A 26,075-nucleotide genomic window follows, 5' to 3' on the forward strand; every position below is an offset into this window, starting at 1 on the left:
TGGACGGGGAGGTGTCGTCGGTCAGCGCACGCGCTGCCCCCCTCCTGCCGGGTTCAGCGCCTGCTCGAAGGCCGCCTGCAGGGACGGCGCGTGCGCCGGAGGGCCGCCCCAGGCCGCGGCCAGGGCCCGGGCCAGACCGTCCAGCGCCTCGCGCTGGGCGGTCAGGGCCGTGTGCAGTTCGCCGCGGCGCTCGACCAGGTCGCGAAGGGCAGCCAGGACCTCGGGAGAGAAGACGGGGGCGCCGGCCGCCTCCCGCTCCTGCAGCAGGTTCAGGGCGCCCTCGGCCTGCTCGTGGTCGGCCTGCACGGTGTCGTCCCCGCGGTCCCACCCCCGGTCGGGGGCGGGACCGGTGCCCAGGTGCCGCCGGATCGCGGCGACGGCGTCGCGCACCCGGCCGTCCCAGCCGGCGGGGTCCAGGGCCGGGTCGAGCCCGAGCAGGTCCATGGCCTCGCGCGCGTGAGCGCCCTGGGCGCGGTCCTGCCCGCTCCGGGGGTCGCGGTCCAGGCCGAGGTGGCGGTCGAGCGCGTCGAAGAGCGCCTTCTCCTTCTCCGCCGCCTCGCTCTTGGCCTCGGCGACGGTGTCCCAGCGCCCCGCCGACCCGTCGCCGAGCAGCCCGTACCGCTCCGCCTGCTCGCGGGTGAGCCACACCTCGACCTCGGTCGAGGCGGTGGCGCCGCGGGGGTGGGTGCGGGTCCGGCCGAAGGGGCCGCCCCGGCCTGCGGAATCGTGGGCGACCACCAGCGCGTCCATCGGCATCCGCACCAGGAACCGGCGGCCCTTGTCCTCCGGCGCGCCGTGGTCGGTGTGCAGGACGGTGGCGTCGTCCTTGCTCGTGCCGGCGCCGACGGGCGGCGCGGCGTTGCCCGCCGCGCTCTGGGACCCGTAGACCGCGCTCGGGGCGAACCCGCCCCGGTCGCCGCCGTCGAGGCCGCCCACGAAGTAGAGGTCGCCGGAGACCGGCTGGCTCTGTCCCCCGTCGTGCGTCCCGGACCGCTCCTCGCGGTGCGTCTTCTGCGTGTAGTGGTCGGTGGAGGCGTCCTCGTCGACGTCGATGATGCGGCCCTCCCCGGGCCGCAGCGACGTGTACAGGCGCGCGTCCGTCCCGGGGACGGCGAAGGGGCCGTCCCCGCCGCCGAGGAGCGGGGCGCCGTCACCGCCTCGCCCGTCGCTCCCCTCGCGCCCGCCGCCCCCGGCCGGGGGCGGTCCGCCCTGCGACCGGGCGAAGACCGACCGGAGCACCTGCTCCCCCGCGGCGGCGCGCAGCACCCCCGCGCGCACGCCGAGCCCGCCCTTCCCCCCGAGGTAGGCCTCCGCGGCGCCCGGGTCCGGCCGGCCGGGCCCGGGGGTCCACCCCTTCGCCAGGGCGGTGGAGACCACGAGGGCGTCGGCGATGCCCGGGCCGATGGACTCCGGCATCGGCACCTGCGGCTGGCGGGGGGGGGGGGGGGCNCCCGCCAGGCGGCGCCGACCTGCTCCACCCGCGCCTGGTGGGCGTCCCTGCGGCCGTGCTCGCGCACGGTGCCCGGCCCGGAGGCCGGCCCGCCGCCCGGGGCCATCGCGCTGACCGGGACGATCTCCTTCACCCGTCCGACGGCGATCCCGGTGCCGCCGTCGGTGATCGGTGCCTTGGCGTTGTTCACCGCCCCCTCGTGGGTGAGGGTGAACCGCAGGCGAACCGGGGCGTCCGCGGAGACCCCCGGCTCCTTCACCGTGCGGGCCCGGTTGTCGGTGGTGGAGTCGGCGCTCCCGTGGGTCCGGTCGACGCCCGCCTCCCCCACCTGCACCGGGCCCTGGGCGTTGAGCAGGTGCATCCGGGTCGGCGGCAGGGAGGGGTCCTCCCCCTCCTTCGCCCCGACCGGCAGCACGGCTCCGTCGAGCTTGGCCGTCACCCCGGCCCTGTTCCCCCCGGCCTGCGCACGGCTCGTCTCGTCGCTGTCGGTGTCGGTGCGCGAGGAGGACATCTGCGCTTCGACCTCTCCCTGCGAGGAGCCCGGCCCCCGTTCCAGCCGGATCCGCAGCCAGCCGCCGTCGGAGAACCGCTGGTTCCCCATCGCCCCCTTGTGGCGCAGGCGGACCCGCACCGGCACCCCCTCGCTGAACAGGGCCCGCCGCTGCCCGCGGGAAGAGTTGGGCGAGAGCGCGATGCGGACGTCGTGCTCGCTCTGGTCGGTGAGGACGTATCCCGCGTCCTCCACCCTGTCCTTGATTCCGGCGACGGCGCGGTCGACGTCCAGACCGCCCAGGGTGAGGCCGCGCGAGGCGCCCGGCCCCGGTGTCCGGGAGGTGAGCACCTCGGGCAGGGCCCGTGCGGCGCGGAGCCGGGCGCCCAGCCCTTCGGTCCCGCGCAGAAGGCCCTTCGCGGCCAGGTCGACCACTCGGTAGCGGGTCTCCTCCTTGCCGGCGACGGTCCCGTCGTCCTCCTGCCCGCGCCGGTCGTCGTGCCCGTCCCGGCTCTCCCGGTCGTCCCCGCCCTCCCGGGCATCCTGGCCGTCCTGAGAACCACGGCCGTCCCGGCTTCCAGGGCCGCGCCCACCGCCGCGGTCGTCGCGGTCTCCGCCGCCGTCGCGGTCACCGCGGTCGTTCCGCCCGTCCTGCTGGTGCCGGTCCTCCTGGGCCAGGTCCCTCGACCACGGCAGCGGCAGGCTCGCGATGAGGTTGGGACGCACCCGTGCCCGGGCCGCGAAGGTGTAGGCGACATCCCTGACGACCCCGACGGTGCTGCCGGGCAGGGAGAACTGGTCTTCCTCGGTGAAGGTCTCGGTCTGGGCCCGGGAGTCGGACCGGGTCCAGCTCCACATCGCCCCGAGCACCCCGCCGAGGCGGTTGTAGTGGGCGGCGTCCCGGTCGGGTGAGCCCCGGAAGCCGAGGGTGAGGCCCAGCCTGTTGGAGAAGGACCGCCCTGACCCGACCGTGCGCTCGTTCTCCGCTTTGACCGTCAGGTCGAGGCCGCCGTCGCGGAACGCCTCCGAGGCCGCCATCCCCCGGTCCTCCGCCGTGAGCCGCGCGTCCACGTCGGAGCGGCGGGTGACGGCGTCCTCGTACTGCTGGCGGATCGGCACGCCGCCGTTGCGCAACGCGTCGGACTCGGCCGCGAGCGACCTGGGCGAGGTGAGCACGGTGATCTGTCCATCGACCGCGGAACCGGACCACAGCGCCCTGGCGTAGCCGGTCGCGCGCGACAGCGTCCTGCGGGCGGCGTCGAGGAGCCCGTCGCCGTCGCTCCGGGCCGAACGCGAGGCGTGCGGCAGGTCGGTGAGGACGTCCCCCTTCGCGGCACCCTGCCGGACGTCCTCGTCGCGGCGGCCACGGAACGCGGCGTCGTCCGCCTCGGACCGGGCCCGCGCAGTGCGCTGCCGCGCATCCGCCTCGCTCACGCCCTCGAACCCGGCGTCGCGGACGGCCCTGCGGGTCCGCCCGAGCCGCTCCTCAGCCCGGTCGGCACGGCCGCGGGCCCGGTCGCGCTCCTCCGCGCGGTCCCGTACCCGCTGCTCGGCGTCGCGGACGTCCTGCTCGGCCCGGTCCCGGTCGCGCTCGGCCGCGTCGCGCCCTTCCGTCGCCTCGCGGAGGTCCCTCCCGGCCTCCTCACCGTCCTTCCCCGCCTGCTCGGCCTCGGCCTCCGCCCGACCGAGCCGCTTCTCGGCACCGCGCAGCCTCTCCTCCGCGCGCGCGACAGGTCTGCCGCCGTCCGCATCGGACACCCGCTCCGCCGCATCCGGCGTCCGCTGCGACTGACGGCCCTCTTCCGCCGCCCCGACGTCCTGCCCGCCCCGGCCCCGGAGATCTCCCCCGGGCTGCTCGCTCTCCTGTCCAGCCTGCTCGGCTTCTCTCTCCGGACGGGCCACCGGACCGCCGCCATCCGCGTCGGCCCCGCGGCCGGGTGCATTCGCCGTCCGCCGCGCCCGCCGCACGTCTTCCGCCGCCGCCTCGACGTCCTGCTTCGCCCTCCCGACGGCCTCTTCGGCGCGCTCGGCCCGTTCCTGGGCCTCGGCGACCCGGTGCTGGGCGGCGTCCACCGCCTCCTGCGCCGCGCCGAACTCCCGACGCGCCTCCTCGCGGTCCGTTCTGACCCGGTCGGCCCGCGTCTCAAGGCCGTCGACCTCGTCCGCGATCCGGTCGGCCTCGGCGCGCTCGTCCCGCGCCTCCCTCTCCTGCCCCGGGAGGTCCATCAGCCCGCGCAGGCCCTCCTCCATCGTCCGCGCACGCCGGTCCGCGTGCGAGGGGTCGGGGGCCGTGCGGTCGCCCGCGCCGCTGTCCGTCGCCTCGCCCGGGAGCGGGCGGCCGACCGGGGTCTCCACCAGGAGCACGGGGCCGTCGCCGCCCATCCGCACGGGCTGCGGATCGCCGCCGGCCATCTCGACCTGGAACCCCGCGGTGTACGACCAGCTGTCGACGGGGCCCGAGTAGGAGGCGCCCCCGTGGATCGCGCCCTTGCCGGTGTCCAGGACCGATCCGGTCCACCCCGCCTCGGCCGCGTTGCCCGCCCCGCCCTCGGCGATGAACCAGGGCAGGCCTGCCGGGGTCTCCCCGTGCCGGTACTGGGCTTTGGCGCTCGCCTCACCGGTGATCTTGCGCCCGTGTTCGGTGCCGTCGGAGAGCGAGGCGTGCCCGGCCAGTGTCGAGGAGAGCGTCCCCTCAGCGCGCGTGCCGCGGTGCACACCGTCGGTGAAGTCGGCGCGCACACGCAGGCTGAAGTGGCCGGCCCCGTCCTGCGAGCTCCGCTCGGCCATCAGTCCGAAGGCGTGCAGCGCCTGCCGCGTCGGCCCCGGGCCGACGCGGAAGAGGTTCCTGCCCCCCGACGGCCGCAGGTCGATCCCGACGCCCTCGCCCGCCAGCGCGTCCGCGTCCAGCGCCGCGCGCTCGACCTGCCGGTAGAGCCGCAGCGTGTTCTGCATCCGGGTGTCGCGCTTGTGCCACAGCCGGTTCCAGGCGTTGGGCCGGTTCCCGTCGCCGTCCGGCGGCAGCACCAGGTCCGGCCGCACCCGGTGCACCATCGCGTGGATGCCCCGCGCGACCTCCTGGGCGGGGGTCGCTCCGTCGTCCCCGCGGCGCAGGTCGCCGTTGCCCCAGCGCAACCCAACGGGGTGGGCCTCGCCGAACCCGTCGATCCGGGCCCTGCCCACGCCGAGCCCGCCGGGGGACGGACCGGTGTCCTCGCGTTCCCCTCGGCCGTCCCGGCCCCCGGGGCCACCGCCGTCCCGGTCAGGGCCACCGGTCCCGGTCGTGCCGCCGTCCGTCCCTGCGGGGGGCGTCCATTCAGGGCCGGTCAGTGCCGCCGCGTCCTCGGCGGAGAGCAGGTCCAGGGAGACCATGGTGACCGTCTCCCGCCCGCCCTCGGTGGTGGTCACGGTGTACTGCCGTGTCACCCGGTACAGCGCCGAATGGTCCTCCGCCGAGGCGCCCCGGGCCCGCTCCGCACCGTGGTCGGTCCCCCGGCCCTGCTTATTGGTCCGCTGGTGGCCGACCTTCCCTCCGGCGCCGGCCCGGACGGCGGCTCCCGGCGTGGGGTCCGCGGTCGCCATCAGCCCGCCCTCGACCTCGAGGTCGAGCCTGCCGGTGCGGTTCGCGGTGGTCGTCGCCGACGCCGAGGTCTTGTCGGTGTCGCTGAAGGAGGTGTCGCCCAGGACCGGCCCCACCCGCTCATAGTGGACCGGACCGCCCCGCAGCTCGGTGCTCTCCATCCACTCCGGCCCGGTGAGGCTGTCCGTGTCCTTGCGGCGGAAGGGCAGCGCGAGCGACTCGCCCTGGTCGAGCCGTCCCATCGCCTCCTTGAGCTCCTTGCCGCCGAGCTGCGCCTTGAGGCGCGCACGCTCCCCTTCCTCCAGGGACGGCCGGTCCCGCCCGCCGCCGGTCATCCGGTCGGCGACTCCGCCGGTGTCGAGCACGGCGAGCGTGCGGCCGAACCTCGGCGCCCGCGCCAGCACCGGCCCGCCGGGCGCACCGATGGTGTCCGGCATCCAGGGCTCGGGCGCCTGCGACCTGCGCCCGGGCAGGGCGACCTCGTGGACGCCGGGGACGGTCGCGGTGTCCTCGCGCAGGAGGTCGCCGTCCGCCTCCCGGCCGTCGCGCAGGCCGAGGTCGATGCGGAGGTCGGCCGCGTACCCCTCGCCGTCGTCCTTGGCGTCGACGCCGCGCTTGACCTTGCTCTCCGCGGCCGTCTGGTACTGCGTCCCGCGCTGCCGCTGCGCCACGGCCGCCTTCAGCCGCAGGTTGAGCAGGGCGAGTCTGCTCGCGACCTCGCCGATCACCGTGAACGGGCCGGTGATGCCGAACTGCTTGCGGGACTGCTGCACGGCGTTCCCGCTCGTCTTGGCACGGCTCTCGTAGGTGGTCGTGGGACGCAGGGGCGGGTCGTCGAGGGAGCGCCAGGCACGGGACACGTCCACGACCGCCGTGGCGCGGGTGACACCGTCGGCGGACACCACGGGGACCTCGACGGTCACCGGCCTCCGGCCTCCGCCGGTCAGGTCATGGTCGGTGAGACGGTTGCGCAACAGGTCGAGACCGACGGCGGTGAACCGCCAGTCGTCGCCCAGCCATTGCCGGACGCGGTCCACCACGGCCGGGACGGGGTCGCCGACCGTGGTGCGGGAGCCGTCGTACCGACCGCCGCCGGTTCCCCCGCCCACCAGGGCGTCGAGCATCCGGGCCATGTCGTCGCCGACGGGCCGCCGGTCCTCTGGGGCCTCCCGGTCCCGGTCGTTCTCGTCCCGGCGCTCGTCTTCCCTGCGCTCTTCCTCTCGATCCCGATTCTGGTCGGTGTCGAAGTCCCGGTCCTCGTGCGACGGCGGGCCGCCGGAGGGGGCCGTGCCGGAAGGGTCCGCGGACTGCTCCCCCGCGCCATCGCCGGGCGGCCCGTCGAAGGTGTCCATCTCGATCCACTCGCCGTCCGCCCCGTCGTCAAGGGACTGGGTCGGAACCGGCGGGCCCGGCGGCGGGACCTCGGTGAGAGGTTCATCCGTGCGGTCGCGCAGGTCTCCCGAATCCTCACTCGGCGGCAGATTCGGCCCCTTGTCCTCCTCGGGGCCTGTCTCGGTCCGTGGAGGAGCCGGGGGCCCAGAAGCGGGACGCCGAGGCTCCGAGCCGTCGTCGCTCCGTCGGTCCGTTCCGGTCCGCCGGTCCGCCGCTGCGGGCTGCCCGGCCGGAGGCGTCGCCTCGGGGCTCGGCCTCCGCGCCGAGGGCGCAGCGCCCTGGCCGTCCGGCGTGTTCCGCTGCGGCCCCTGGACAGCCGATCCTCCGCCGACCCCCATGGGGACCGGGGCCGGAACCGGCTGCGGGGGACCATCGGTGCCGCCCTCGGTTGCCGCCCCCTGTTCCCACCCCTGAGGGGTCAGCGGATCCTGGGAGCCGATGACCTGAGGCTCCGCGCCGGTAGGCGGGAACCCCCCTCCCCCGTGTTCCTGGACGGGCTCCCGCTGCCCGGAGTCTTCACCGCTCTCCCGACCGCCGCCGACCGCGGAGCGGTCGGCGCTCTCGGTACCAGAGGGACCAGAGGGCACACCGTCAGCGTCCGGGGAGGAAGACGCCGGCTTCCCGCCCGTGTCCGGGGGCGCCTGGGCGTCGTTCCGCCCGTCGGCCGCAGAGTCACCGGTCGCGGAGGGGCCGGACGCGGCGTCACCGTCCGACGCCCGCGCCGTGTCCGCGGAATCGTCGTGCTCGGGCGTCCGCGGGACGTCGGGGGGACCTCCGCTCTCGCCACGCCGGGAGCCGTCAGAGACCTCGACCTCGTCCTCTGTCTCTGTTCCAGGAGACTCCTCCCCCGTGCTTCCGGTGTCGGAGACCGTACCGTCGCCGCCGCGGCCGTCCCCCTCGCCGGACCGCGAATCACCTTCCGGCAGCCCACCGCTCCCGGCGGCTCCGTTCTCCTCGCCCGGACCGCCGGATGTGCCGGAGCCCCCGGATCCGCCGGTCCCGACCGACGCGGAAGCACCGGTACCTCCTTCGTCGGGCACCTCCGTCGTGGCGGGCGCAGACGAGTCCTCCGACCGCCCCGACGGCTGCCCCGAGAGGGGCGGCTCCCCCGATGCCGGCGCGTCGTCACCGGGCCGCCCACCGTCGGGCCAGTCCTCCTCGTCCCGGGAATCCTCCGCCCCTTCCGCCTCCTGGGACCACGTGTCACCACCGGGTGGCGGGGGCGTCCCGAATCCGTCCGGGGGTTCCGGGGTCTCCGAGGACGTCGACACCTCCCGGGGCGGCGGGACGGCGCTTCCGGAATCCGCCCCGCCCTGCTCTGCGCCGCCGGGCGGGGTCCGGGCCTGTTCAGGGCCCCCCGACTCGTGCGAGCCGCCGGTCACCTGCTGTTCCGGAACCGGCCGGTCACCGCCGTCGGCGGTGGACGTGTCCGCATCGTCCGCCGATGGGCCACCGCCGGGCGCACCGCTCCTGTCTCGGTCGCCCGTCGGTCCATCCCGGCCTTCGTCCCCGGAAGCGCCGCCTCCGGTCGCCTCCTGCTCTGGACCCTCCTCGCCCGGCCCCTCCTGGCCCAGGCCGTCCGTCTCCGAGGCGCCCTTCTCCGGGTCGCCTTTCCTGGCCTCTCCCTCCCCGGAGGATCCGGTGGACGATCCGTCCGAGTCCGACGGAGCCGGGGGCTTGTCCTCTCCTCCCGAGGTCTCGACTTCCGTAGGAGGGCCGGGCAAGTCCGGGCCGGGTCCCCCGATCTTGTCGAGCATCGCGATGCCCGCCTCGGTCAGCCCCTGCTCGACTGCGCCCGAGACCGCACCGGAGACCGCCGACAGCCACGTCACCGAGAACGTGTTGTCCTCGCCGAACAGCAGGTTGTAGAAGCCTTCGGCGAGCATGCCCTGCCCCGCGTTGGCGATGGCCTGCGACGCGTACTGCGAGAGCGCGGTCCTCCACGCGGACCCCACGTCGGCCAGACCGTCCTCGACGGCATCGGGCAGTCCTCGGGCCAGGATCTCCCGCGCGTGGGGCGTCAGGCCCGGCCCGGCGTCCGCCAGGACGTCGTCCAGCGCCTTGCCCAGGTTCTCCGACCCCCAGTTGCGCGCGAACGCGTCGCCGTAGTCCCGTCCGAGCCGCTCGGCCTGTTCCCGGCCGAGCGTGTCGCCCATACCGTCGGCGAAGGCCTGCCCCATCCGGTCTTTGAAGCGGTCCAGGTCGCCCGGTTGCGACCAGCCGGGCCCGGGGCTCTTGCCGTAGGGCGCCAAAAGGTGGGCGGCCTCGTCACCGAACAGGTCACCGATGTCGTCGGCCATGCCCTTGCCCGGCGAACCGCTCTCCCCGGTGCCCCGCCCCGCGCCGCCGGCACCGCCTGCGGCTCCAGAACCATCGGCGGCGCCGTCGCCGTCTGCGTCACCGACGCCCTTGCCGCCCGACTCCGAACCGCCCGGGCCACCCGGGCCACCCGAACCACCGGGGCCACTCGGGCCGCCCCGGCCGCCCGGACCACCGGGCCCGTCGAACAGCTCGTCCAGGTGCTTGATGATCGCCGGCCCCGCCGCGTTGCCGAGGAGCTCGTCGAACTTCTTGGCCAGCGCGCTGCCACCGAACGCCGCCGCGGTGCCGAAGAGCCCGTCGAGCATCGCCCCTTTGGCGGCGTCCTCGGTCAGCTCGTCGTCCCAGGTGTCGCGGTTGCCCTGGTCGATCTGGATGCGCTGGATGATCGCGTCCAGCGCCAGCGCGAACATCTGGCTGATCGCCATCTGCTGCGCCAGCTCGGTGATCAGCCGGAACAGCACCCTGCCGATGATCGTGCGGGTGATCGCCTGGAAGAGCGGGATCTTGGCCAGTGAGGCACCGAAGGAGAACGGGGCCATCGCGATCGCCCAGGCGATCTCCGCGGCCAGCTGGATCAGCTGGCCGATGATCATCCACTTGGCGTACTGCACCTGCGTGGCCGCGTTGTCCACGTAGTCCCGCAGGCCCCGGGCGGCGGCCGCGCCCTCGCCCAGGTAGTTGCGCTCCCCGCCGACGAACTGGTTCACCGACTCGTCGAAGAAGTCGGCCGCGGTGGCGTCGAACTCCTCCCGGACCTTGTTCTTCAGGCGCAGCACGAACTGCGGCAGGTCGACGTCGAGCCGGTCCGCCGTGGTGCCGTAGACCGAGGCCAGCTCCCATAGCAGGTCCTCGTCGGCGTCGGGCCACTCCGAGCCGGTCAGCACCATGAACAAGGTGCGCAGCTCGTCGGGGGGCTGCATGCCCATGGGCCGCTACCGCCTCCCGGAGCCGGACGCCCCCGGGCCGGTGCCGTCGGCGCCGAGCAGTCCGTTCGCCCGGTCGATGCCGTGCTGCTCACTGAGCGCGAACTGGCGCGCGGTCTCGATGGTGCCCTCGGCGGTCTTGTCGAAGGCCTGCGCCAGGGCGCGGAAGAACGCGTCCAGGCCGCGCCGGGCCGGCAGGTACCTGGCCTCGAAGGAGGTGGCGATCTTGTCGCCCTCGCCCCACGGCCTGCCCAACGTCTCGGTCCGGGCGGCCAACCAGCGGTGGATCTCGCGCACCTCGTCCCCGAGGGCGTACAGGTCCCCGCCGTGCTTGGCCACCGCGTCCGGGTCGACCGCGATCCGGTCGGCCATCGCCGTTCCTCCTTACCCGTCTCCTCCGGGCCGTGCCCCCGGCCCGCGCATCCGTCCCGGTCTCCGGCCCACTCGCCGCACTGCGCTCACGACTCCTCAGGCGAACGGGAGCGCAGGCCGAGCTCCGCCAGGAGCCGAGCGGGGTCGCCGCCGTTCACCACCTCCGCACGCGCCTCGGAGCTGCCGGGCGCCAGGTCCGCGTAGGCCTCGGCCACCTGGCGCTCCATCTCCTCCCGGGCCCGGCCGATCACCTCCAGCACGGCCGAGGACAGCTCGGCGGGCGCCATGGTGCGGTACTTGGAGGTGTGGAACCGCAGCTCGGCGATCTCACCTCTCGCGTTCACCCTCGCGCTGACCATCCGGTCCCTGGACACGGCCTCCGCGCTGGCCGATTCCAGGCTTGCGCTTGCCTCCGACAGACTCCGCTGGGTCTGCCGAAGCCGTTCGAGGTCGCGCGCCATCCGCTCCGGCAGGGACATGTCCAAGGCCGGTCGCTCCCTTCCCCGGACCGACGCCCGGTCGGCCCAGCACCGCGGGGCCGCCGCGGTCGGCGGTGCCCCACACGTTCTCGTCCTCGGTGAGCCAGGTGCTGCGGGTGCGCTCCTGCTGGGGCCCGCCGGCGCCGGCTCCTCCGCCCATCGGGGGCATCATGGGCGGCATCATGGGGCTCCCGGATCCGCCGCCCCCGGCGGCTCCTCCTGCGCCGGAACCACCTGCGCCGACCGTCCCGGAGCCGCCCGTGCCCGCCGCGCCGCCGCCGTATCCCGAAGCGGGATCCTGGGGTGCGCCCGCACCGCCGAGGGCGGACGCCCCCGGCCCGGACGAGGCGGTGCCGCCCAGGCCGTCGGCCCCGACGCCCGCCGGACCGGAGCCCTGCAGGCCGGACCCCGGCATGTCGACCGAGCCGCCGGCGGAGCGCTCTCCCCCGCCGCCTCCCGTCAGGTCGGCCGAACCGGACAGAGGACGTTCACCTGATGAGCTCCCGGGGCCGGAGGTGCCGTCGGAGGAGCCCCACCCGGGCGGGTCCAAGGACCCACCGGAGAGCGGGCCACCGTCGGAGGAGGAGCCCAGGTCCCACGAACCGCCCGAGGCCCCGGAGTCACCGGAGCCGGATATCTCCTCCGAACCACCCGGCAGACCGCCACCATCGGCCGACGACCCAAGGTCCCACGAACCGCCCGAGCCACCCGACCCGCCAGAACCGGGCATCTCCTCCGAACCACCCGGCAGACCGCCACCATCGGCCGACGACCCAAGGTCCCACGAGCCACCAGAGCCACCCGACCCGCCAGAACCGGGCATCTCCTCAGAACCACCCGGCAAACCGCCACCATCGGCCGACGACCCCAGTTCGACGGATCCCCCGGTGGACCCCCCTCCGTTCTGCGCACCGGCCGAGTCCGGGTCCGCCGGTCCTTCGCCGCCGGTCTGGACCCCCGTCCGCTCGGGGGGCGGCGGCAGGTCGACCGTGCCGCCGCCGGCGTCGGCGCCGTCCGTGGAAGACGTCAGAGACCCGCCGCCCAGCGACCCGGTACCGGAGTCGCCGCTCCGGTCACCCCACGGGTTCTCCGACGACAGGTGATCCACTCCCCCTCCGGGCTGCTCACCGGACCCGCGTCCGCGGTCGCGTCCGCCCCCTCCGGACCCGCCGAGCCCGCCGAGCCCGCCCGTCCCGGTGCCCAGGGGAGGCACGACTCCCGAGCCGCCGGGCGCACCGTCCCCCGAGGAGCCGTCCGCCCCGTCGCCGGAGGACGAACCGGTGAGCGAGACCCGTTCCTCCCGCTCAGGGAAGGAGCCGGAACCGCCTGAGGAGTCCGGGGGAGGGTATTCGGACTCACCGCCCGGCCCGCCGCCGCCGACCTGGCCTGATCCGGAGCCGGCTCCTTCTCCGGAGCCGGACCCGGAGCCCTCCCCGGAGCCGCCGGGCCCGTCGCCCGAACCGCCGGGGCCCGCACCCGAGCCGGAGCCGTCGCCGGAGCTTCCGAAGTGCTCGTCCAGGTACTCCTCGACGTCGAAATCGCCCCCGGGCCCGTCGCCGGAGCCCCCTTTGGAGTCGTCGCCCGGCCCTTCCCCCGAGCCCTCCCCGGACCCGCCGTCTCCGTCGCCCGAACCGCCGTCGGAGTCACCGTCTCCGAAGTACTCGTCCCAGAGCTCGTCGAAGTCGAAATCGCCCCCGGGCCCCTCGCCGGACCCGCCGTTCCCGTCGCCGGAGCCGCTCCCGCCGCCCCCGGGCCGCTCCGTCGTGATGGGCGTGTACGGCAGGATGTCGCCCGCGGCGTTCGCATAGCTCTTCGACAGCCCCGGGATGTTCTCGGACGCCGCGTTCCGCAGGTTCTCGATCTTGGACCACCACAGGTCCTTCATCTCCTGCTCGATGCCGCGCCAGGTCTCCAGGCTGTCGGTGGGCTTGCCGCCGATGTAGACGAACCCGTCCTGCTTGGTGACCGTGTCCCGGTTCTCCTCCCACCAGGTGCGGACGACCTGGCGCGGACTGCGCCCGGGGTCGGACGCCCATTCGTTGTAGGCCTTGACCACGGGGTCGGCGAAGGTGGGGTCGGCGGCCGCGGCGGCGCTGTTCACCGCCTCCTTCACCGGGGCCAGGTAGTCGGCGACCCCCTTGAGCTCCAGCGCCTTGGACTTGAGGTGCCGGGCCAGGGCCGCGGCGGTCGCCCCCTCGAAGGACTCGTTGCCCGGCTTCACCTTCTCGTACAGCGCCCAGAGCTTGTCGTACTCGTCCTGGAAGAAGGTCTGGTACTCCTCCAGGCGGGTCGCCATCCGGCTCAGTCCCGCGTGGTAGTAGGACTCGCTGCCGAAATTGGGGTCCCCCAGGCCTTTGGTGACCACGGTCCTGAGCTTGTTCTCGAAGGTGCCCCACAGGGTGTCGGCGCCGTCGAGGATCTCCGGGTTCAGGAAGATCCCGGAGTAGGTGTCGTTGATCCCCTGGCTGTAGTCCCCCCACAGCTGGTCGTCCCCGAAGAACCCGTACCACTCGTCGGCGGAGTGGGGGTTGCCCTCGTTCCAGAAGTAGCGGTCGATCCACCCCGCCTCGTAGATCACCCGGGGGCTGTCCATCGGCGGGACGGACCCTTTGCCCTCCGGGTCGGCGAAGACGTTGAGGATGTGGTCCAGCTCATCGCTGGACGCGGCGCCCTCGTTGGGCAGAGAGGCCCCCTGCCCCCCGGTGGGGTTGAGATCCTTCTCGTTGTCCACTCTGCCTCCTGCGGTACGGGCGGTTCAGGGCGGCGGCCGGGCTGCGCCGCGGCCGGATACGGGCGGGGCGCGGGCCCGGATCAGTCCTTCTCGTCGTCGTCCTCGTCGTCGTCCTCGTCTTCGTCGGTGGAGGAGGAAGGCTCGTCTCCGCCGGACTCGCCGTCTCCGGACCCCTCGCCGTCTCCGGAGCCGCCTTCGCCGAAGCCGACCGAGCCGCTGCCGCCGGATCCGGAGGACGAGGCGAAGATCCTGTTCAGCTGCTCGGCGGTGAGCTCGGCGTCGTCCTCGAGGTCGTCGAAGATCAGCTCACTGTCGGCGATCCCCTGGGAGATGGCCAGCAGGTCCTGCTCGTACTTGTCGAGCAGCTCCCCGACCTTGGTCAACGCCTGCTTGACCTCCCCGGACAGGACCCCGGCCGACCGCAGCAGGTCCGGGTTGCCGAAGCGGGGCGTCTTGGCGTCCTCGCCGGCGTAGTACTGGTCGAACTCGGTCTTCTTCTCGGAGAACCGCTCCCGCATCGTGTCGATGTCGTCGGTGCGCAGCCCCCGCAGGTAGTCGAGGGTGACCTTGATGGTGTCGCCGTCGTCGTCGTCTTCCGGCACGCGCGCTCAGCCTCCTGCTCCCTGGTCGTCCGGTCCGTTCCCGGGGGCGGGTGCGGGGCCGCCGATGCGCGCGGCGCCGCACCCGCGGGGGTCAGCGGCGCTGGCTCCAGTTCCCGGCCTCCTGCAGGTCGCCCCGGTTGTACCGGTCGACGATGTCGTCCAGGGACACCTGCGCCTGGTTCAGCAGGTTGCGCATGTCCTCGACGTTCTGGCGCCAGTTGGCGATGCGGATGTCGTACTGGTCGGCGGCCTCACCGACCCAGCCGTCCTTGACCTGCTTCACCTTCCGGTCCAGGTCCTCGATGGCGTCGGCGATGACCTTGGTCTGCTGATGCAGGTCGAGTCCGGCGGTCTGGGCGCCGGACTTCCTGATCTCGAAACCGTCGAAGCTCACGCTCGGCTCTCCTCTCCTGGTGGGCCGTGCGGCCCTGGGTTCATGGGGGGGCGGGGTCCCTTCCGAGGGGAGGGGCCTCAACGTCCGGCGGTGTCGCGCTGGTTCGGGTTGAGCTGGGCGGCCCAGTCGGCGGTGACCATGTTGGCGTCCTCCATCTCGTGGAAGCTGCGCTCGGTGCCGCCGAGGATGCCGATCATGTCGTTCATGTCGTTGGTGATCAGCCGGAGCTCCTCCAGCCACTTCACCAGCGCGGTGTCGTAGCGGGCGGCCGCGCCGCCCTGCCAGTTGCCGCCGAGCATGTCCCGGGTGGAGTCCACCTGGGTGTAGACCCCGTTGCAGGTGGAGTGCGCGATCTCCATCGCGTCCTTGCCCTCGCGCATCGCCTGGTCGGTACTGCCGAATCGTTCGCTCATCGGGTGTTCCTCCTCAACCGTGTCGCGTATCTCCTGCGGGTCCGCCCTCAGCCGGACGGGCAGTCCGGGTCCTTCGGGGGCGCCGGGTCGGCGGCGGGGCGCGCCGCCGTCGAGGTGCTCAGTTCGGGGCCGGTGGGCAGCATGTCCAGCACCGCGGCGGGCACGTCCCGCGCGCCGCCGGGCGGGTGGCCGAGCCGTTCGGCGGACTCGGCGTCCGGGACGGGGTACTTGGCCCCGGCGTCGGTCACCAGGTAGTAGGCGCCGCGGTCGGCGCGCCCCCCGGCCCGGGCCGCGCGCACCAGGCCGCCCTCCCCGGCCGGCACCCCGATCAGGTCGAGCGGGGTGCAGGAGGGGGCGGCGCCGGGCGGGGGCTCAGCGGCGCGGGCGGTGATCGTGGAGGGGGCGCGCAGGGCGAGTCCGGGGCCCTCGCCCCGGTCCACCGCGCACAGCGCCGCCCCTCCGCTCTCGGCGAGTTCGGGCGGTTCGGCGGGCAGGCCCCCGTCGTCGGGGCCGTCGTCCGACAGGTGGGGGCGGACGTCGGCGGCGTCCAGGGGGACCGCCTCGGGGTCGCCGCCGGGGTAGGCCTCCTCGGTGCGCGGGTCGGCCAGCAGCAGCCGGGCGCGGACCGCCCCGGTGGGCGCCAGGCCCCCGCGCTCCAGGACGTAGTACTGTTCGGCGCCCTGCCCGTCGACGGTGAACACCTGGCCGATCCGGCGCGCTTCGCCCCCGATCCGCGGCCCCTCGCCGCCCGCTCCCTCCACGCCGGGCGCGGCCAGCTCGGGGCCCTCGGGCAGCGCGGTCAGGAACCGCGCGGACACCGGGTGGGCGGGGGAGGTCCCGTACCCGAGGGCCTCCAGGGCGCCGTGCTCGGCGTCCAGGCGCAGGCGCTCGCCGCGCCACAGCAGGTGGCGGGTGCCGTCCGGGCCGGCGGCGAGCACCGCCCGGTCAGCGGCGACCGGGCGCCCCTCGTCGCCGCCCAGGGTGAGCGCGGTCAGCGCCCGCGGGTCCTCGTCCTGCCCGGTGGCCACCGGGACCGCGCACACCTGCCACACCGACGGCTCCTCGTCCTCGGCGTCCGCGGGCGGCACCGCGTCGGGCGCGCCGGCGATGCCGATGGGCGAGGCGACCGGGGTGCCCTCCAGGGAGGCGGCCGACACCTGTACCGGCTCGCCCAGCAGCAGCGCCGAGGCCTGGTTGGCCACCGGCCACAGGGCGCCGTCGGAGTAGACGTACCGGCCGCCGCCGTCCTCGGCCGCGACCACCGTGCCCTCGGTGCGCCACGACGTGGCGTTGCCGGGGAAGATGAGCCCGAAGACGAGGAACCCGGCCCCGATCAGCAGCGCCAGCACCAGGCCGATGGCCGCCCCGGTGCGGGTGCGGCTCATCGGGGCCTCGAGGGCGTCCGGGTCGGCCTCCAGCATCGCGGTGGACAGCCGCCCCACCAGGAAGCCGTGCGCCTGGACCTGGTCGCGCCGCGTTCTCATCGCCGCCTCCCGCCGTCCGCGCTCATCCGCCGATCCCGCGCAGCAGACCGAACAGGCCCAGGTTGGCCGGGACCAGGACCACCAGCGCGATCGCGGCGGCGCTGTGCAGCAGCTCGCCGGCGCGCCCCCAGTGCGGCAGCACCCGGTTGCCGGGCACCGACCACCCGGCCACCGCCAGCGCCAGCGCGCCGGCCAGCAGGATCCCGAACACCGCCAGGCGGGCGACGGTGCCGCCGAGCGCGGCCGCGCCCAGCGCCAGGGCGAGCGCGCCGAGGTGTCCGGGCACGAGCAGGCACGCCCGCTGCCAGGCGCCGCCGAGCCCGCGCGCCTGCAGCACCAGCACCAGGCACAGGGCCGCGCCCAGGCCGGTGGGCAGCCATCCGGGGTGCAGGGCCAGCACGGCCAGGGCCGCCGCGCACACCGCCCCGACCGCGGCCAGCAGGGCGGTCTGGAAGGAGTCGGCGCGGCGGGTGCGGTCCAGCACCTCGCGGGCCGGGTGCGGGTCGATGTGCTCCTGCAGCTCGTCGGCGCCGGAGGGCAGCGGCGGCAGGCGCATCCCGGCCATGCGGAAGGCCGTGGCGGGCGCGAAGGTGCCCAGCAGCACCGCCGCCCCGGCCGAGAGCCCGGCCACCCCCGGCGCCGGGACCCCGCCCCAGAACATCAGCAGCGCCCCGGCGGCGGCGCCGAAGGCGGCGAGCGCCCCGACGCCGGTGAAGAAGGGAACGCACCCGGCGGCCGCGGCCACCGCCAGCACCGCGGCACCGGTCCCGGCCGCGCCCCCGGCCAGCATCCGCGCCCCGGTGAGCGCGGCGCCGGGGTCGCCGTCGGGCGCGCAGGCCCCGGCGAAGGCCATGAACAGGACCGCGGCGGTGCCGGTGGCGGCCGCCGCCTGGGCGGAGGCCAGCGCCCGCCCGGCCGCCGCGGTGGCCAGCAGCATCAGCACCGCGGTCCCGCCGGCGACGGCGGCGCCCAAGCCGGTCAAGCCCAGCAGGGCGGCCGGGACCAGGGCGGCGGCCAGGGTGGCGGCACCGGCGCCGGTCAGCCAGCGGCGGGCCGCGGCCGCGCCCCACCGGTCCGGGCGCTCGGCCATGCCGGTGGCCACGCCGTCGACCAGGTCGTCGAAGTGCACCGGGGGCATCTGGTCGCGGCGCTCGCGCAGGTAGAGCACCTCGCCGTCGAAGAGCTCGAGGGACTCGCAGGTGCCGTCCTCGTCCAGCGGCGGCGGGNCCCGGAGTGGTCCAGCCCGTTCTCGTCCAGGTCTTCGCCGTCGCGCTCGGCATAGAGCAGGAAAGTGGGGACGAGTTCAGCGAGGGGAACGTCACACGGCACGGCGATTTCAAAGGAGGACTCGGGCGCCCGAATGGTGAGACGACACAATTCCGCGGCGGCGGACTCGGCCATACTACCCCCGGGTGTTTTCGTTCCTGGGCACCGATAACCCCCACCCCGTAAGGCCTCCGAGCGCTCATATGAGCGGACTCCCGGCCGCGGGGCGGCAAATGCTCCGCTACGTTAGCACCACTCGCAGAATTGCCGGGATGACGCTTCGATTAATATCCGGTCACCAGTGGGGACGGCCATCGTAGAGCAATGCGGGCGGCCCTTGATCGGCCGTTCGGCCATCAATTGCCAGCACTTTTGTCCGATCGAACAGAACCGGGGGTCCGTGCAGCCGTGAGCACCCTCATCGTCCGCCGGCCGGCCCGCCGGCCCGGCCCCGAGCTCCCCTCCGGGGAGCTCGCCCTCCAGGAGCCCCCCGCGCTGCCCGAGCAGCAGGGCGGCATGGGCGCGGTCTTCATGTACCTGCCGATGGCGCTCAGCTCGCTCGCCATGGTCATGCTGTTCCTGCGCCCCGGAAGCGGCGGCGGCCTGGGCGGCGCCATGCCCTACATCGCCGGCGGCATGATGCTGGTCGGCGCGGTCGCCATGCTCGGCGGGCAGTACCTGCGCACCCGGTTGGAACGGCGCCGGGCGCTGGCCGGGGAGCGCCGCGACTACCTGCGCTACCTGGGCCGGATGCGGGGGCGGGTGCGCGAGCTGGTCGCCGCCCAGCGCGACGCGCGCGCCTGGAACGGCCCCGACCCCGAGGCGCTGTGGTCCCTGGTGCGCACCACCCGGCTGTGGGAGCGGCGCGCCGCCCACGGCGACTTCGGCGAGGTGCGGTTCGCCGTGGGGCGGCAGCCGCTGAACGCCTCCATCGCGCCGCTGTCCACCAAGCCGGTGGAGGACCTGGAGCCGCTCTCGGCGCACGCGCTGCGCCGGTTCATCGCCGCCTACTCCACCGTCGCCGACCTGCCGGTCTCCATCCACCTGCGGGGGTACGCGCACATCGCGCTGCGCGGCGACGCCGAGGCGGCGCGCGCCATGGCCCGCGCCGTGGTGGGCCAGCTCGCCGTGTTCCACGCCCCCGACGAGCTGCGCATCGCCGCGTGCGTCGGCGACGGCCGGACGGCCCGCTGGGAGTGGCTCAAGTGGCTTCCGCACTGCCTGCACCCCGCCGAGCGGGACGGAGCCGGGCCGGTCCGGCTGATCGCGCCGGACGCGGTGGAGCTGGAGCGGCTGATCGGCCCGGACCTGTCCGACCGGCCCCGCTTCGACCCGCAGGCCGCCCCCGGGCGGGAGGAGCCGTTCACCGTGGTGCTGGTGGACGGCGGCCGGGTGCCGCAGGGCGCGCGGATGGCCGGCGGCGGCTACCGCAACGCCGTGGTCGTCGAGGTCGGGGCGGAACGGCCCTGGGACGGCGCCCCGCACACCCTGTCGCTGCGGGTGGGGCGGGACGAGGTGGAGGTCGCCGACCTGGACCGGTCCGGCCGGGAGGTGTTCGCCCCGCTGGGCCGCCCGGACCGGCTCGGCGAGCCGCGCGCCCGCGCCCTGGCGCGGCTGCTGGCGCCGTACCGGATGAGCGTGTCCGCGGACGTGGTGGAGCCGCTGACCACCGACTTCGACCTGACCACGCTGCTGGGCATCGCCAACCTGCACACCTGGGACCCGCACCGGCAGTGGGAGCGCGGGGAGCGCCCCGAGCACCGGCTGCGGGTGCCGGTCGGGATGACCGAGTCCGGGGCGCCCCTGGAGCTGGACCTGAAGGAGTCGGCCCTGGGCGGGATGGGGCCGCACGGGATGCTGATCGGCGCCACCGGGTCGGGCAAGAGCGAGCTGCTGCGCACCCTGGTGCTGGCGCTGGCGCTCACGCACTCCTCGGAGACCCTCAACTTCGTCCTGGTCGACTTCAAGGGCGGGGCGACGTTCATCGGCCTGGACCGGCTGAGCCACACCTCGGCGCTGATCACCAACCTCGCCGACGAGACCTCGCTGGTGGAGCGGATGCAGGACGCGCTGCACGGCGAGCTGATCCGCCGCCAGGAGCGGCTGCGCGCCGCCGGGAACTTCAGCTCCGTGCACGAGTACGAGAAGGCGCGCCGCTCCGACCCGGGCATGGAGCCGATGCCGACCCTGCTCGTGGTGGTGGACGAGTTCAGCGAGCTGCTGGCGGCGCACCGCGACTTCATGGACCTGTTCGTGATGATCGGGCGGCTGGGGCGCAGCCTCGGCGTGCACCTCCTGCTGGCCTCCCAGCGGCTGGACGAGGGGCGCATGCACCAGCTGGAGAGCCACCTGTCCTACCGGATCGCGCTGCGCACCTTCTCGGCGATGGAGAGCCGCGGGGTGCTGGGCGTGCCCGACGCCCACCAGCTCCCCCCGGCCCCGGGCAACGGCTACCTCAAGATCGACACCGACGAGCTGGCGCGCTTCAAGGCGGCCTACGTCTCCGGCCCCTACCGGGCGCGGCGGCGGCCGGTGCGGACCGCGGCGGCGGGCGGAGAGGTCGCCCCGCTGCTGGCCGCCTACGTGGCCGCGTCGGCGCCCGTGGCCGCCCCGGAGCCCGAGGAGCCGGAGGAGGAGCCCGCGGAGAGCCTGCTGGAGACCGCCCTGGAGGCGGTGCGCGGCGCCGGGCCGCCCGCCCGCCGGGTGTGGCTGGGGGCGCGNCCGCTGGACGCGCCCCCGGCCCTGGGGCACCTGCTGGCCGCCGCGGGGCTCGGCGGGCGCGGCCCGTCGTGGTCGCGGGAGCCGGTGCTGAGCGTGCCGCTGGGCGAGGTGGACCGGCCCTTCGAGCAGCTGCGCACCCCGCTGACGGCGGACCTGCGCGGGGCGGGCGGGCACACCGCGGTGGTGGGCGGCCCGCAGTCGGGCAAGAGCACCCTGCTGCTCACCCTGATCTCCGCCCTGGCGCTCACCAACACCCCGGCCCAGGCGCAGTTCTACATCCTCGACTTCGGCGGCGGCACGCTGCGCGCGGCAGCGGACCTGCCGCACGTGGGCGGGGTGTGCGGACGGCTGGACAGCGAGCGGATCAACCGCACCGTGGCGGAGATGACGGCGCTCCTGGGGCGGCGGGAGCGGGTGTTCGCCGAGCACGGCGTGGACTCGATGGCCGACTACCGGCGCCGCCGCGCCCGGGGCGAGTTCGCCGACGAGCGGTACGGCGACGTGTTCCTGGTGATCGACGGGTGGGCGACGGTCCGCCAGGACATGATGGACCTGATCCCCGACATCGTGCAGATCGCCCAGCGGGGGCTCAGCTACGGGGTGCACCTGGTGGTGGCGTCCCCCCGCTGGGCCGACGTCCAGTCCAGCCTGCGCGACCTGCTGGGCACCCGGTTCGAGCTGCGGCTGGGCGACGCGGTGGACTCGGCGATCAACATGCGCAAGGCGGAGACGGTGCCGCGGGTCCCGGGGCGGGGCCTGACCGACGAGCTCAAGCACTTCCTCACCGCGGTCCCCCGGCTGGCGGACGGGGCCGACGACCGGCCGGGCGGGGCCGCGGCCGACGACGGCGGGACCGGCACGGCGGAGGCCCCCGTCGCCTCCGGCCTGGAGGGGCTGGTTCGGGCGGTCGCCGACGCGTGGGACGGTCCGCCCGCCCCGCCGGTGCGCACCCTGCCCCTGCACCTGCCCGCCTCCGGGATGCCCGCGGTCGAGGAGGGGCCGCGCGTGCCGCTCGGGCTGGAGGAGCGGCGCCTGGAGCCGTTCTGGCACGACTTCGCCACCTCCCCGCACATGCTGGCGGTGGGCGACACCGAGAGCGGGAAGACCAACCTGCTGCGGCTGGTCACACGGGCGATCCGGGAGCGGTACACCGCCGAGGAGGCCCGCGTGGTGGTGGTCGACCCCAGGCGCGGGCTGTTCGACGCCATCCCCGAGGAGCAGCGGCTGGGGTACGCGGTCACCGGGGCGAGCGCCCAGGAGATGATGAACGCCGCGGCCCAGGCGCTGAAGCCGCGGCTGCCCGGGCCCGAGGTCACCCCGGAGGAACTGCGCGCCCGCTCCTGGTGGACCGGGCCGGAGCTGTTCGTGGTGATCGACGACTACGACCTGCTGGGCACCGGCGGGCCGGGGCCGCTCGCCCCGCTGCTGGACATGCTGCCGCTCGGAGCCGACATCGGGCTGCACCTGATCCTGGCCCGCGGGGCGGGCGGGTTCAGCCGGGCGATGGGCGAACCGGCACTGCGGATGCTGATCGACGCGAACACGCCGAGCATCGTGCTGTCCTGCCCGCCGTCGGAGGGGGTCCTGTTCGGCTCACTGCGCCCGCGGACGCTCCCGCCGGGCCGGGCACTGCGCCTGGACCGCCGCGACCCGGTCCAGGTGCACCTGGCCCTGGACCCCGAAACCGAGGAGGCCGCCCGCCGGTAGCCGGCGTGGTGTCCGCCTTCAGGCACCGCGGGCGCGTCCGTACCGGACGGCGGCGGCCCCGAGGGCCGAGACCAGGATCAGCAGTGCCGCTCCTCCCGCCACGGCGAGGGTGCGGCCGACGGTCGGAGGGGTCGGGGGGTCGGGCGAGAAGGCCGCAGGTTCGGTGGCCGCCCCCGCCTCCTGCGGCGCCGGGACCGCGGTGAGCGCGCCGACCGGGTCGATCGTCCCCGCGCCCAGCAGTTCCGAGGGTGCCGCCCCGGGGGCGGGGTAGGCGGTCGACGTCAGCCGCTCGGCGGCCCCGGCGGCGCTCAGCCCGGGCTCGTGCGAACGCAGCAGCGCAGCCGCGCCCGCGACGAAGGCGGCGGCGACCGCGTCCCCGCCGGAGGTGAAGTGGCCGTCGCCGCCGGGGCCGACGCTCATCGCGGCACCGCCCGGGGCGGCCAGGTCCACCTCGACGGGCTCCCCGTCGGCGTCCACGGCGGGCCCGTTCGCGAGGGGCGCGCCGTCCGGTCCGGTCGCCGCGACCGCCAGCACCCCGGGGGCCGAGCCGGGGAGCGCGGCGACGGGGGCCTCGTCGGTGGGGACCGTGGCGGGCGCGACCACCAGGGCGTCCGCGTCGGCGGCCGCGCGCAGCTCCGCCCCGACGCCGGTGCCGCCGCCGGCCGCCGGGACCGGGGCGCCGACCAGCACCACGTCCGCGCCGCCGTCGACCGCGCGCCCGATGCCGTCGGCCAGGTCCTGCGCGTCGGCCACGCCCCGGTCGTCGGTCACCCCGACGGCGAGCACGCGGGCGGCCGGCGCGACCCCGGTCGTACCGCTGTCGTCCTGCGGGCGTGCGGCGACGATCCCGGCGAGGAAGGTGCCGAACCCGACACAGTCCTGCCCGGCGTCCTCCACCGCGCCGTCGAGGGCGGCGGCGGTGTCGTCGACTCCGCTGCCGACGACGGCGACGGTCACCCCTGCGCCGTCCGCGAACCCGCGCGCCTCGGGGAGGCCGAGCGCTCCCTCGGTCCACACCTCGCGGCCGATCACCGTCTCCGAAGGGGGCAGGCATTCTCCGCCGCCGGTCACCATCGCCGCCTCGGGCAGCGCCGTCGGGGGTTCGGTGCCCTCGCCGGAAGCGGCGCCGGAGGTGTCGGCCGACGCTCCCGCAGAGCCGCTCGCCGACGCGGCGACCGCCACCGCCATGAGGACCGCCGCACCGCTCCGCAGACCCGGTATCCCGCCCAGCACCGACGCCACTCCCCTTCTCCGGTCACCGTCCGGGACCGCCCCCGGGCCGATCGGGGCAACCCTAGGGCGTCGGCCGCGATCCGGCGACGGGGGCCGGGACACGGGACGCCGAGGACGTGACTCACGCGCGTGACCGTCTCAGGCCGTCGGCCGTGACCGTGCCGAGCAGGAGGAGGGCCGCGGCTCCCGCCGTGGCCACGCTCGACGTGGGGCCCGGCGTGTGCGTGCCCATGAAATCGGCCGCCTCGATGCCGTTGACCGCCATGTACCACAGGACCGGGTACAGCACCTGGAACAGCGTGGGCGTCCGGCCGGTCGTCCCCAGGAGCGCGGCCAGCGCCGGAATGAACGCGGCCCCCGCGCACCAGGCGGCCACCCCCGGAAGGTCTCCCTCGACCACTGACCGCACCAGCGGCCCGGCGCCGGTGAGCGCCGCCAGGCCCACCCCCGCCGCCCACCCGGCCAGTATCCGGGCGACCGGGCGCGGATAGGCCTCCATCAGCCCCTCCACGCCCGAGGCGATGGCCGAGGTCCCGATCTTCGCCCACAGCAGCACGGGCCAGATCCAGCAGACCGGCAGCAGCGCCCTGCCGGCCTCGGCCGGCACCGCCAGGCCCGCCAGGAGCAGCCCCGCCGCCCCCAGCCACCACCAGGCCGACACCCCCGACACCAGGATCCGGAGCTCCGCCCCCACCAGGGTGCGAGGCGGCGGCAGCAGCGCCGCCGGGTCCGCCGTCCACGCCCTCCCGCTCCGGCGCGGGGCGGTACGGGGGCCGCGGGAGGGGTCGGTGGCCGAGAGCCGGAACCACAGCGCGCACAGCAGCACCGCGGCGACCGCGCCCGCGGCCAGCGCCAAGCGGTCGGCGAGGAAGCCGCCGCCCAGGTCCAGCCCGTTCCAGGGCATCGGGGTCAGCGGCCGCTCCACATAGGTGAAGCCGAGGCTGAACTCGCCGGTCACCGCGTCCACGCGCTCGGCGCCTGAGCCGAAGGAGGAGGCGAAGGCCCGGGTCCCGATCCCGGCGAAAGCCTCGTTCCCGCTGTTGCCCATGAAGACGAACGCGCCCCACAGGGGGATCCACGCCAGGTTGCCGAGTCCCCCGCGCAGGCCGGGGACGGTGTCGAAGAGCAGCGCCGCCGCCGCGACCGCGGCCATCACCGGCAGGGTGACCACCAGGAAGGGGAGCAGCAGTCCGGCGGGGTCGACCGCAGTGTCCTCGCCCCGTGCCCACCACATCACCAGCGCCACGCCGACCAGCGCCGCGACCATGGAGGCCAGGACGGCGAGGCTGCTGAGGAACTTCGCCGCCAGGTAGGAGGGCGCCCGCAGCGGCGCGGCGGCCAGCACGCGCCCCGTACCCGTGGTGCGGTCGCGCGCGACCGCGCCGCGGACCGCGTAGAACCCGCCCAGGGCCAGCCAGAGGGCGCCGGCCAGGGCGACCACGGCGCCGACGTACGCCATGTCGTAGACGCCCCGGTAGCCGCCGGCGTCGATCACGGTCCAGTGCCCGTCGGCCGCGGGGACGGCCAGGTAGGCCAATCCGGCGGAGGCGAGCAGGGTCGCCGCGTACGAGGGGCGGCGCACCCGTGCGCGCAGGTCGCCCGCCGCGAGTCGGAGGATCATCTCCGTGCCCCCACCGGGAGGCGGGGATCGGCGGGGCCCGTTCCGAGGGCGGCGCGGTAGGCGTCCTCCAGGCCGGGCCGAAGCGGGACCGCGTCCGGCAGCGGCCGTTCGGGGGCGACGACCCGCACCCGCAGCAGCTCCCCTTCGCGGACCGAGCGGACCACGGTGGACCACTCGCCGAGCGCGGACGGCGCCGCCGGGTCGACCACCGCCTCCCACACCCGGCCCTCCAGCCCGGCCACGAGGTCGGCGGGGCGTCCCTGGAGCACCAGACGCCCCTCGGCGACCACCGCGACGTCCGCGGCGACCGCCTCGGCGTCCGGCACGATGTGCGTGGACAGCACCACCGCCCGCTCGGCGGCCAGGTCGCTGAGCAGCGTGTGGAAGCGCGCCCGCTCCTCGGGGTCGAGCCCGACGGTGGGCTCGTCGAGGATGATCACCCGCGGGTCGTTGACCAGCGCCTGGGCGATGCCGATCCGCCGCAGCATGCCGCCCGAGTACCCGCCGAGACGCCGGTCGGCGGCGGCCCCGAGGCCGACCAGTCCGAGCAGCTCGGCGATGCGGGTGCGGGCGGTTCGGGCGCCCACCCCCTTGGCCGCGGCCAGGTAGGACAGGAACTCGCGGCCGGTGAGCTCGGGGTAGAACCCGAAGTCCTGCGGCAGGTACCCCAGGGTGCGGCGCAGGCGGCGCGGCCGGGCGAGGGCGTCGGCGCCGTCCAGCAGGACCCGGCCGGAGGTGGGCCGGGCGGCCGTCGCAGCGATGCGCATCAGTGTGCTCTTGCCGGCCCCGTTCGGACCGAGCAGGCCGAGCACGCCGGGGCGCAGGCCGAGGGTGATGCCGTCGACCGCGCGGTGGCCGCCCCGGTAGGCCTTGGTGACGTCGATGAGGTCGAGCACCG

General features: G+C 75.6%; 13 protein-coding genes and 1 pseudogene. 1 reads left to right on the forward strand and 13 read right to left on the reverse strand.

All coding sequences use genetic code 11. The annotated features are described in order from the left end of the window. Window positions 1–21 precede the first annotated feature (21 nt). From D450_RS33750 to eccD, 10 genes and pseudogenes are all read right to left on the reverse strand, one after another. Window positions 22–306 (reverse strand): hypothetical protein, encoded by a 285-nt coding sequence (locus D450_RS33750; RefSeq protein ID WP_161631157.1) that lies wholly within the window; start codon window positions 304–306, stop codon window positions 22–24. Further along, complete coding sequence (locus D450_RS35665; protein ID WP_026128697.1) at window positions 270–10,157, reverse strand: WXG100-like domain-containing protein; 9,888 nt, start codon at window positions 10,155–10,157, stop codon at window positions 270–272. Before D450_RS35665 ends, D450_RS33750 begins: the two co-directional genes overlap by 37 nt. Before the next feature lie 6 nt (window positions 10,158–10,163). Further along, the gene (locus D450_RS0121715) at window positions 10,164–10,526 is read right to left on the reverse strand and encodes a hypothetical protein (protein WP_017540750.1); all 363 of its coding nucleotides are present in this window, start codon (window positions 10,524–10,526) and stop codon (window positions 10,164–10,166) included. A gap of 86 nt (window positions 10,527–10,612) precedes the next feature. Next, window positions 10,613–10,945, reverse strand: coding sequence for a YbaB/EbfC family nucleoid-associated protein (locus tag D450_RS0121720; RefSeq protein WP_275041908.1), 333 nt, complete (start codon window positions 10,943–10,945; stop codon window positions 10,613–10,615). Next, the gene (locus D450_RS35285; RefSeq protein WP_026128698.1) at window positions 10,854–13,736 is read right to left on the reverse strand and encodes a hypothetical protein; all 2,883 of its coding nucleotides are present in this window, start codon (window positions 13,734–13,736) and stop codon (window positions 10,854–10,856) included. Before D450_RS35285 ends, D450_RS0121720 begins: the two co-directional genes overlap by 92 nt. A gap of 80 nt (window positions 13,737–13,816) precedes the next feature. After that, a complete protein-coding gene (locus D450_RS0121730) occupies window positions 13,817–14,338 on the reverse strand; it encodes a hypothetical protein (RefSeq protein WP_017540752.1) in 522 nt (173 codons plus the stop codon). A gap of 91 nt (window positions 14,339–14,429) precedes the next feature. Then, entirely contained in the window at window positions 14,430–14,732 is a 303-nt protein-coding gene (locus D450_RS0121735) for a WXG100 family type VII secretion target (protein ID WP_017540753.1), read from the reverse strand. 77 nt (window positions 14,733–14,809) lie between these two features. Then, on the reverse strand, window positions 14,810–15,145 hold the full coding sequence (locus D450_RS0121740; RefSeq protein ID WP_017540754.1) for a WXG100 family type VII secretion target: 336 nt from the start codon (window positions 15,143–15,145) through the stop codon (window positions 14,810–14,812). A gap of 47 nt (window positions 15,146–15,192) precedes the next feature. Further along, the gene (eccB, locus tag D450_RS0121745; protein WP_017540755.1) at window positions 15,193–16,629 is read right to left on the reverse strand and encodes a type VII secretion protein EccB; all 1,437 of its coding nucleotides are present in this window, start codon (window positions 16,627–16,629) and stop codon (window positions 15,193–15,195) included. A gap of 22 nt (window positions 16,630–16,651) precedes the next feature. Further along, window positions 16,652–18,030: pseudogene (gene eccD, locus D450_RS30890) on the reverse strand (type VII secretion integral membrane protein EccD). Window positions 18,031–18,303: 273 nt separating this feature from the next. On the opposite strand from eccD, the gene D450_RS0121755 reads away from it, so the two are divergent. Continuing rightward, on the forward strand, window positions 18,304–22,323 hold the full coding sequence (locus D450_RS0121755) for a type VII secretion protein EccC (RefSeq protein ID WP_017540757.1): 4,020 nt from the start codon (window positions 18,304–18,306) through the stop codon (window positions 22,321–22,323). 18 nt (window positions 22,324–22,341) lie between these two features. On the opposite strand, the gene D450_RS0121760 is transcribed toward D450_RS0121755, so the two are convergent. The 3 genes from D450_RS0121760 to D450_RS0121770 all read right to left on the reverse strand — a co-directional run bounded on the left by D450_RS0121760 (window position 22,342) and on the right by D450_RS0121770 (window position 26,073). Further along, complete coding sequence (locus D450_RS0121760; RefSeq protein WP_017540758.1) at window positions 22,342–23,511, reverse strand: S8 family serine peptidase; 1,170 nt, start codon at window positions 23,509–23,511, stop codon at window positions 22,342–22,344. Between the two features lie 166 nt (window positions 23,512–23,677). Continuing rightward, window positions 23,678–25,177, reverse strand: coding sequence for a hypothetical protein (locus D450_RS0121765; RefSeq protein WP_017540759.1), 1,500 nt, complete (start codon window positions 25,175–25,177; stop codon window positions 23,678–23,680). Then, a complete protein-coding gene (locus D450_RS0121770; RefSeq protein ID WP_017540760.1) occupies window positions 25,174–26,073 on the reverse strand; it encodes an ATP-binding cassette domain-containing protein in 900 nt (299 codons plus the stop codon). Before D450_RS0121770 ends, D450_RS0121765 begins: the two co-directional genes overlap by 4 nt. Window positions 26,074–26,075 lie beyond the last annotated feature (2 nt).

Source organism: Nocardiopsis halophila DSM 44494, from assembly GCF_000341245.1.
Taxonomy (GTDB): domain Bacteria; phylum Actinomycetota; class Actinomycetes; order Streptosporangiales; family Streptosporangiaceae; genus Nocardiopsis_A; species Nocardiopsis_A halophila.

Bases quoted from the DNA above. Each gene is read 5' to 3' on its own strand.
- D450_RS0121715 (WP_017540750.1), bottom strand. From the start codon at position 10,526: ATGGCCGACCGGATCGCGGTCGACCCGGACGCGGTGGCCAAGCACGGC.
- D450_RS0121740 (WP_017540754.1), bottom strand. From the start codon at position 15,145: ATGAGCGAACGATTCGGCAGTACCGACCAGGCGATGCGCGAGGGCAAG.
- eccB (WP_017540755.1), bottom strand. From the start codon at position 16,629: ATGAGAACGCGGCGCGACCAGGTCCAGGCGCACGGCTTCCTGGTGGGG.
- D450_RS0121760 (WP_017540758.1), bottom strand. From the start codon at position 23,511: ATGGCGGTGGCGGTCGCCGCGTCGGCGAGCGGCTCTGCGGGAGCGTCG.
- D450_RS0121765 (WP_017540759.1), bottom strand. From the start codon at position 25,177: ATGATCCTCCGACTCGCGGCGGGCGACCTGCGCGCACGGGTGCGCCGC.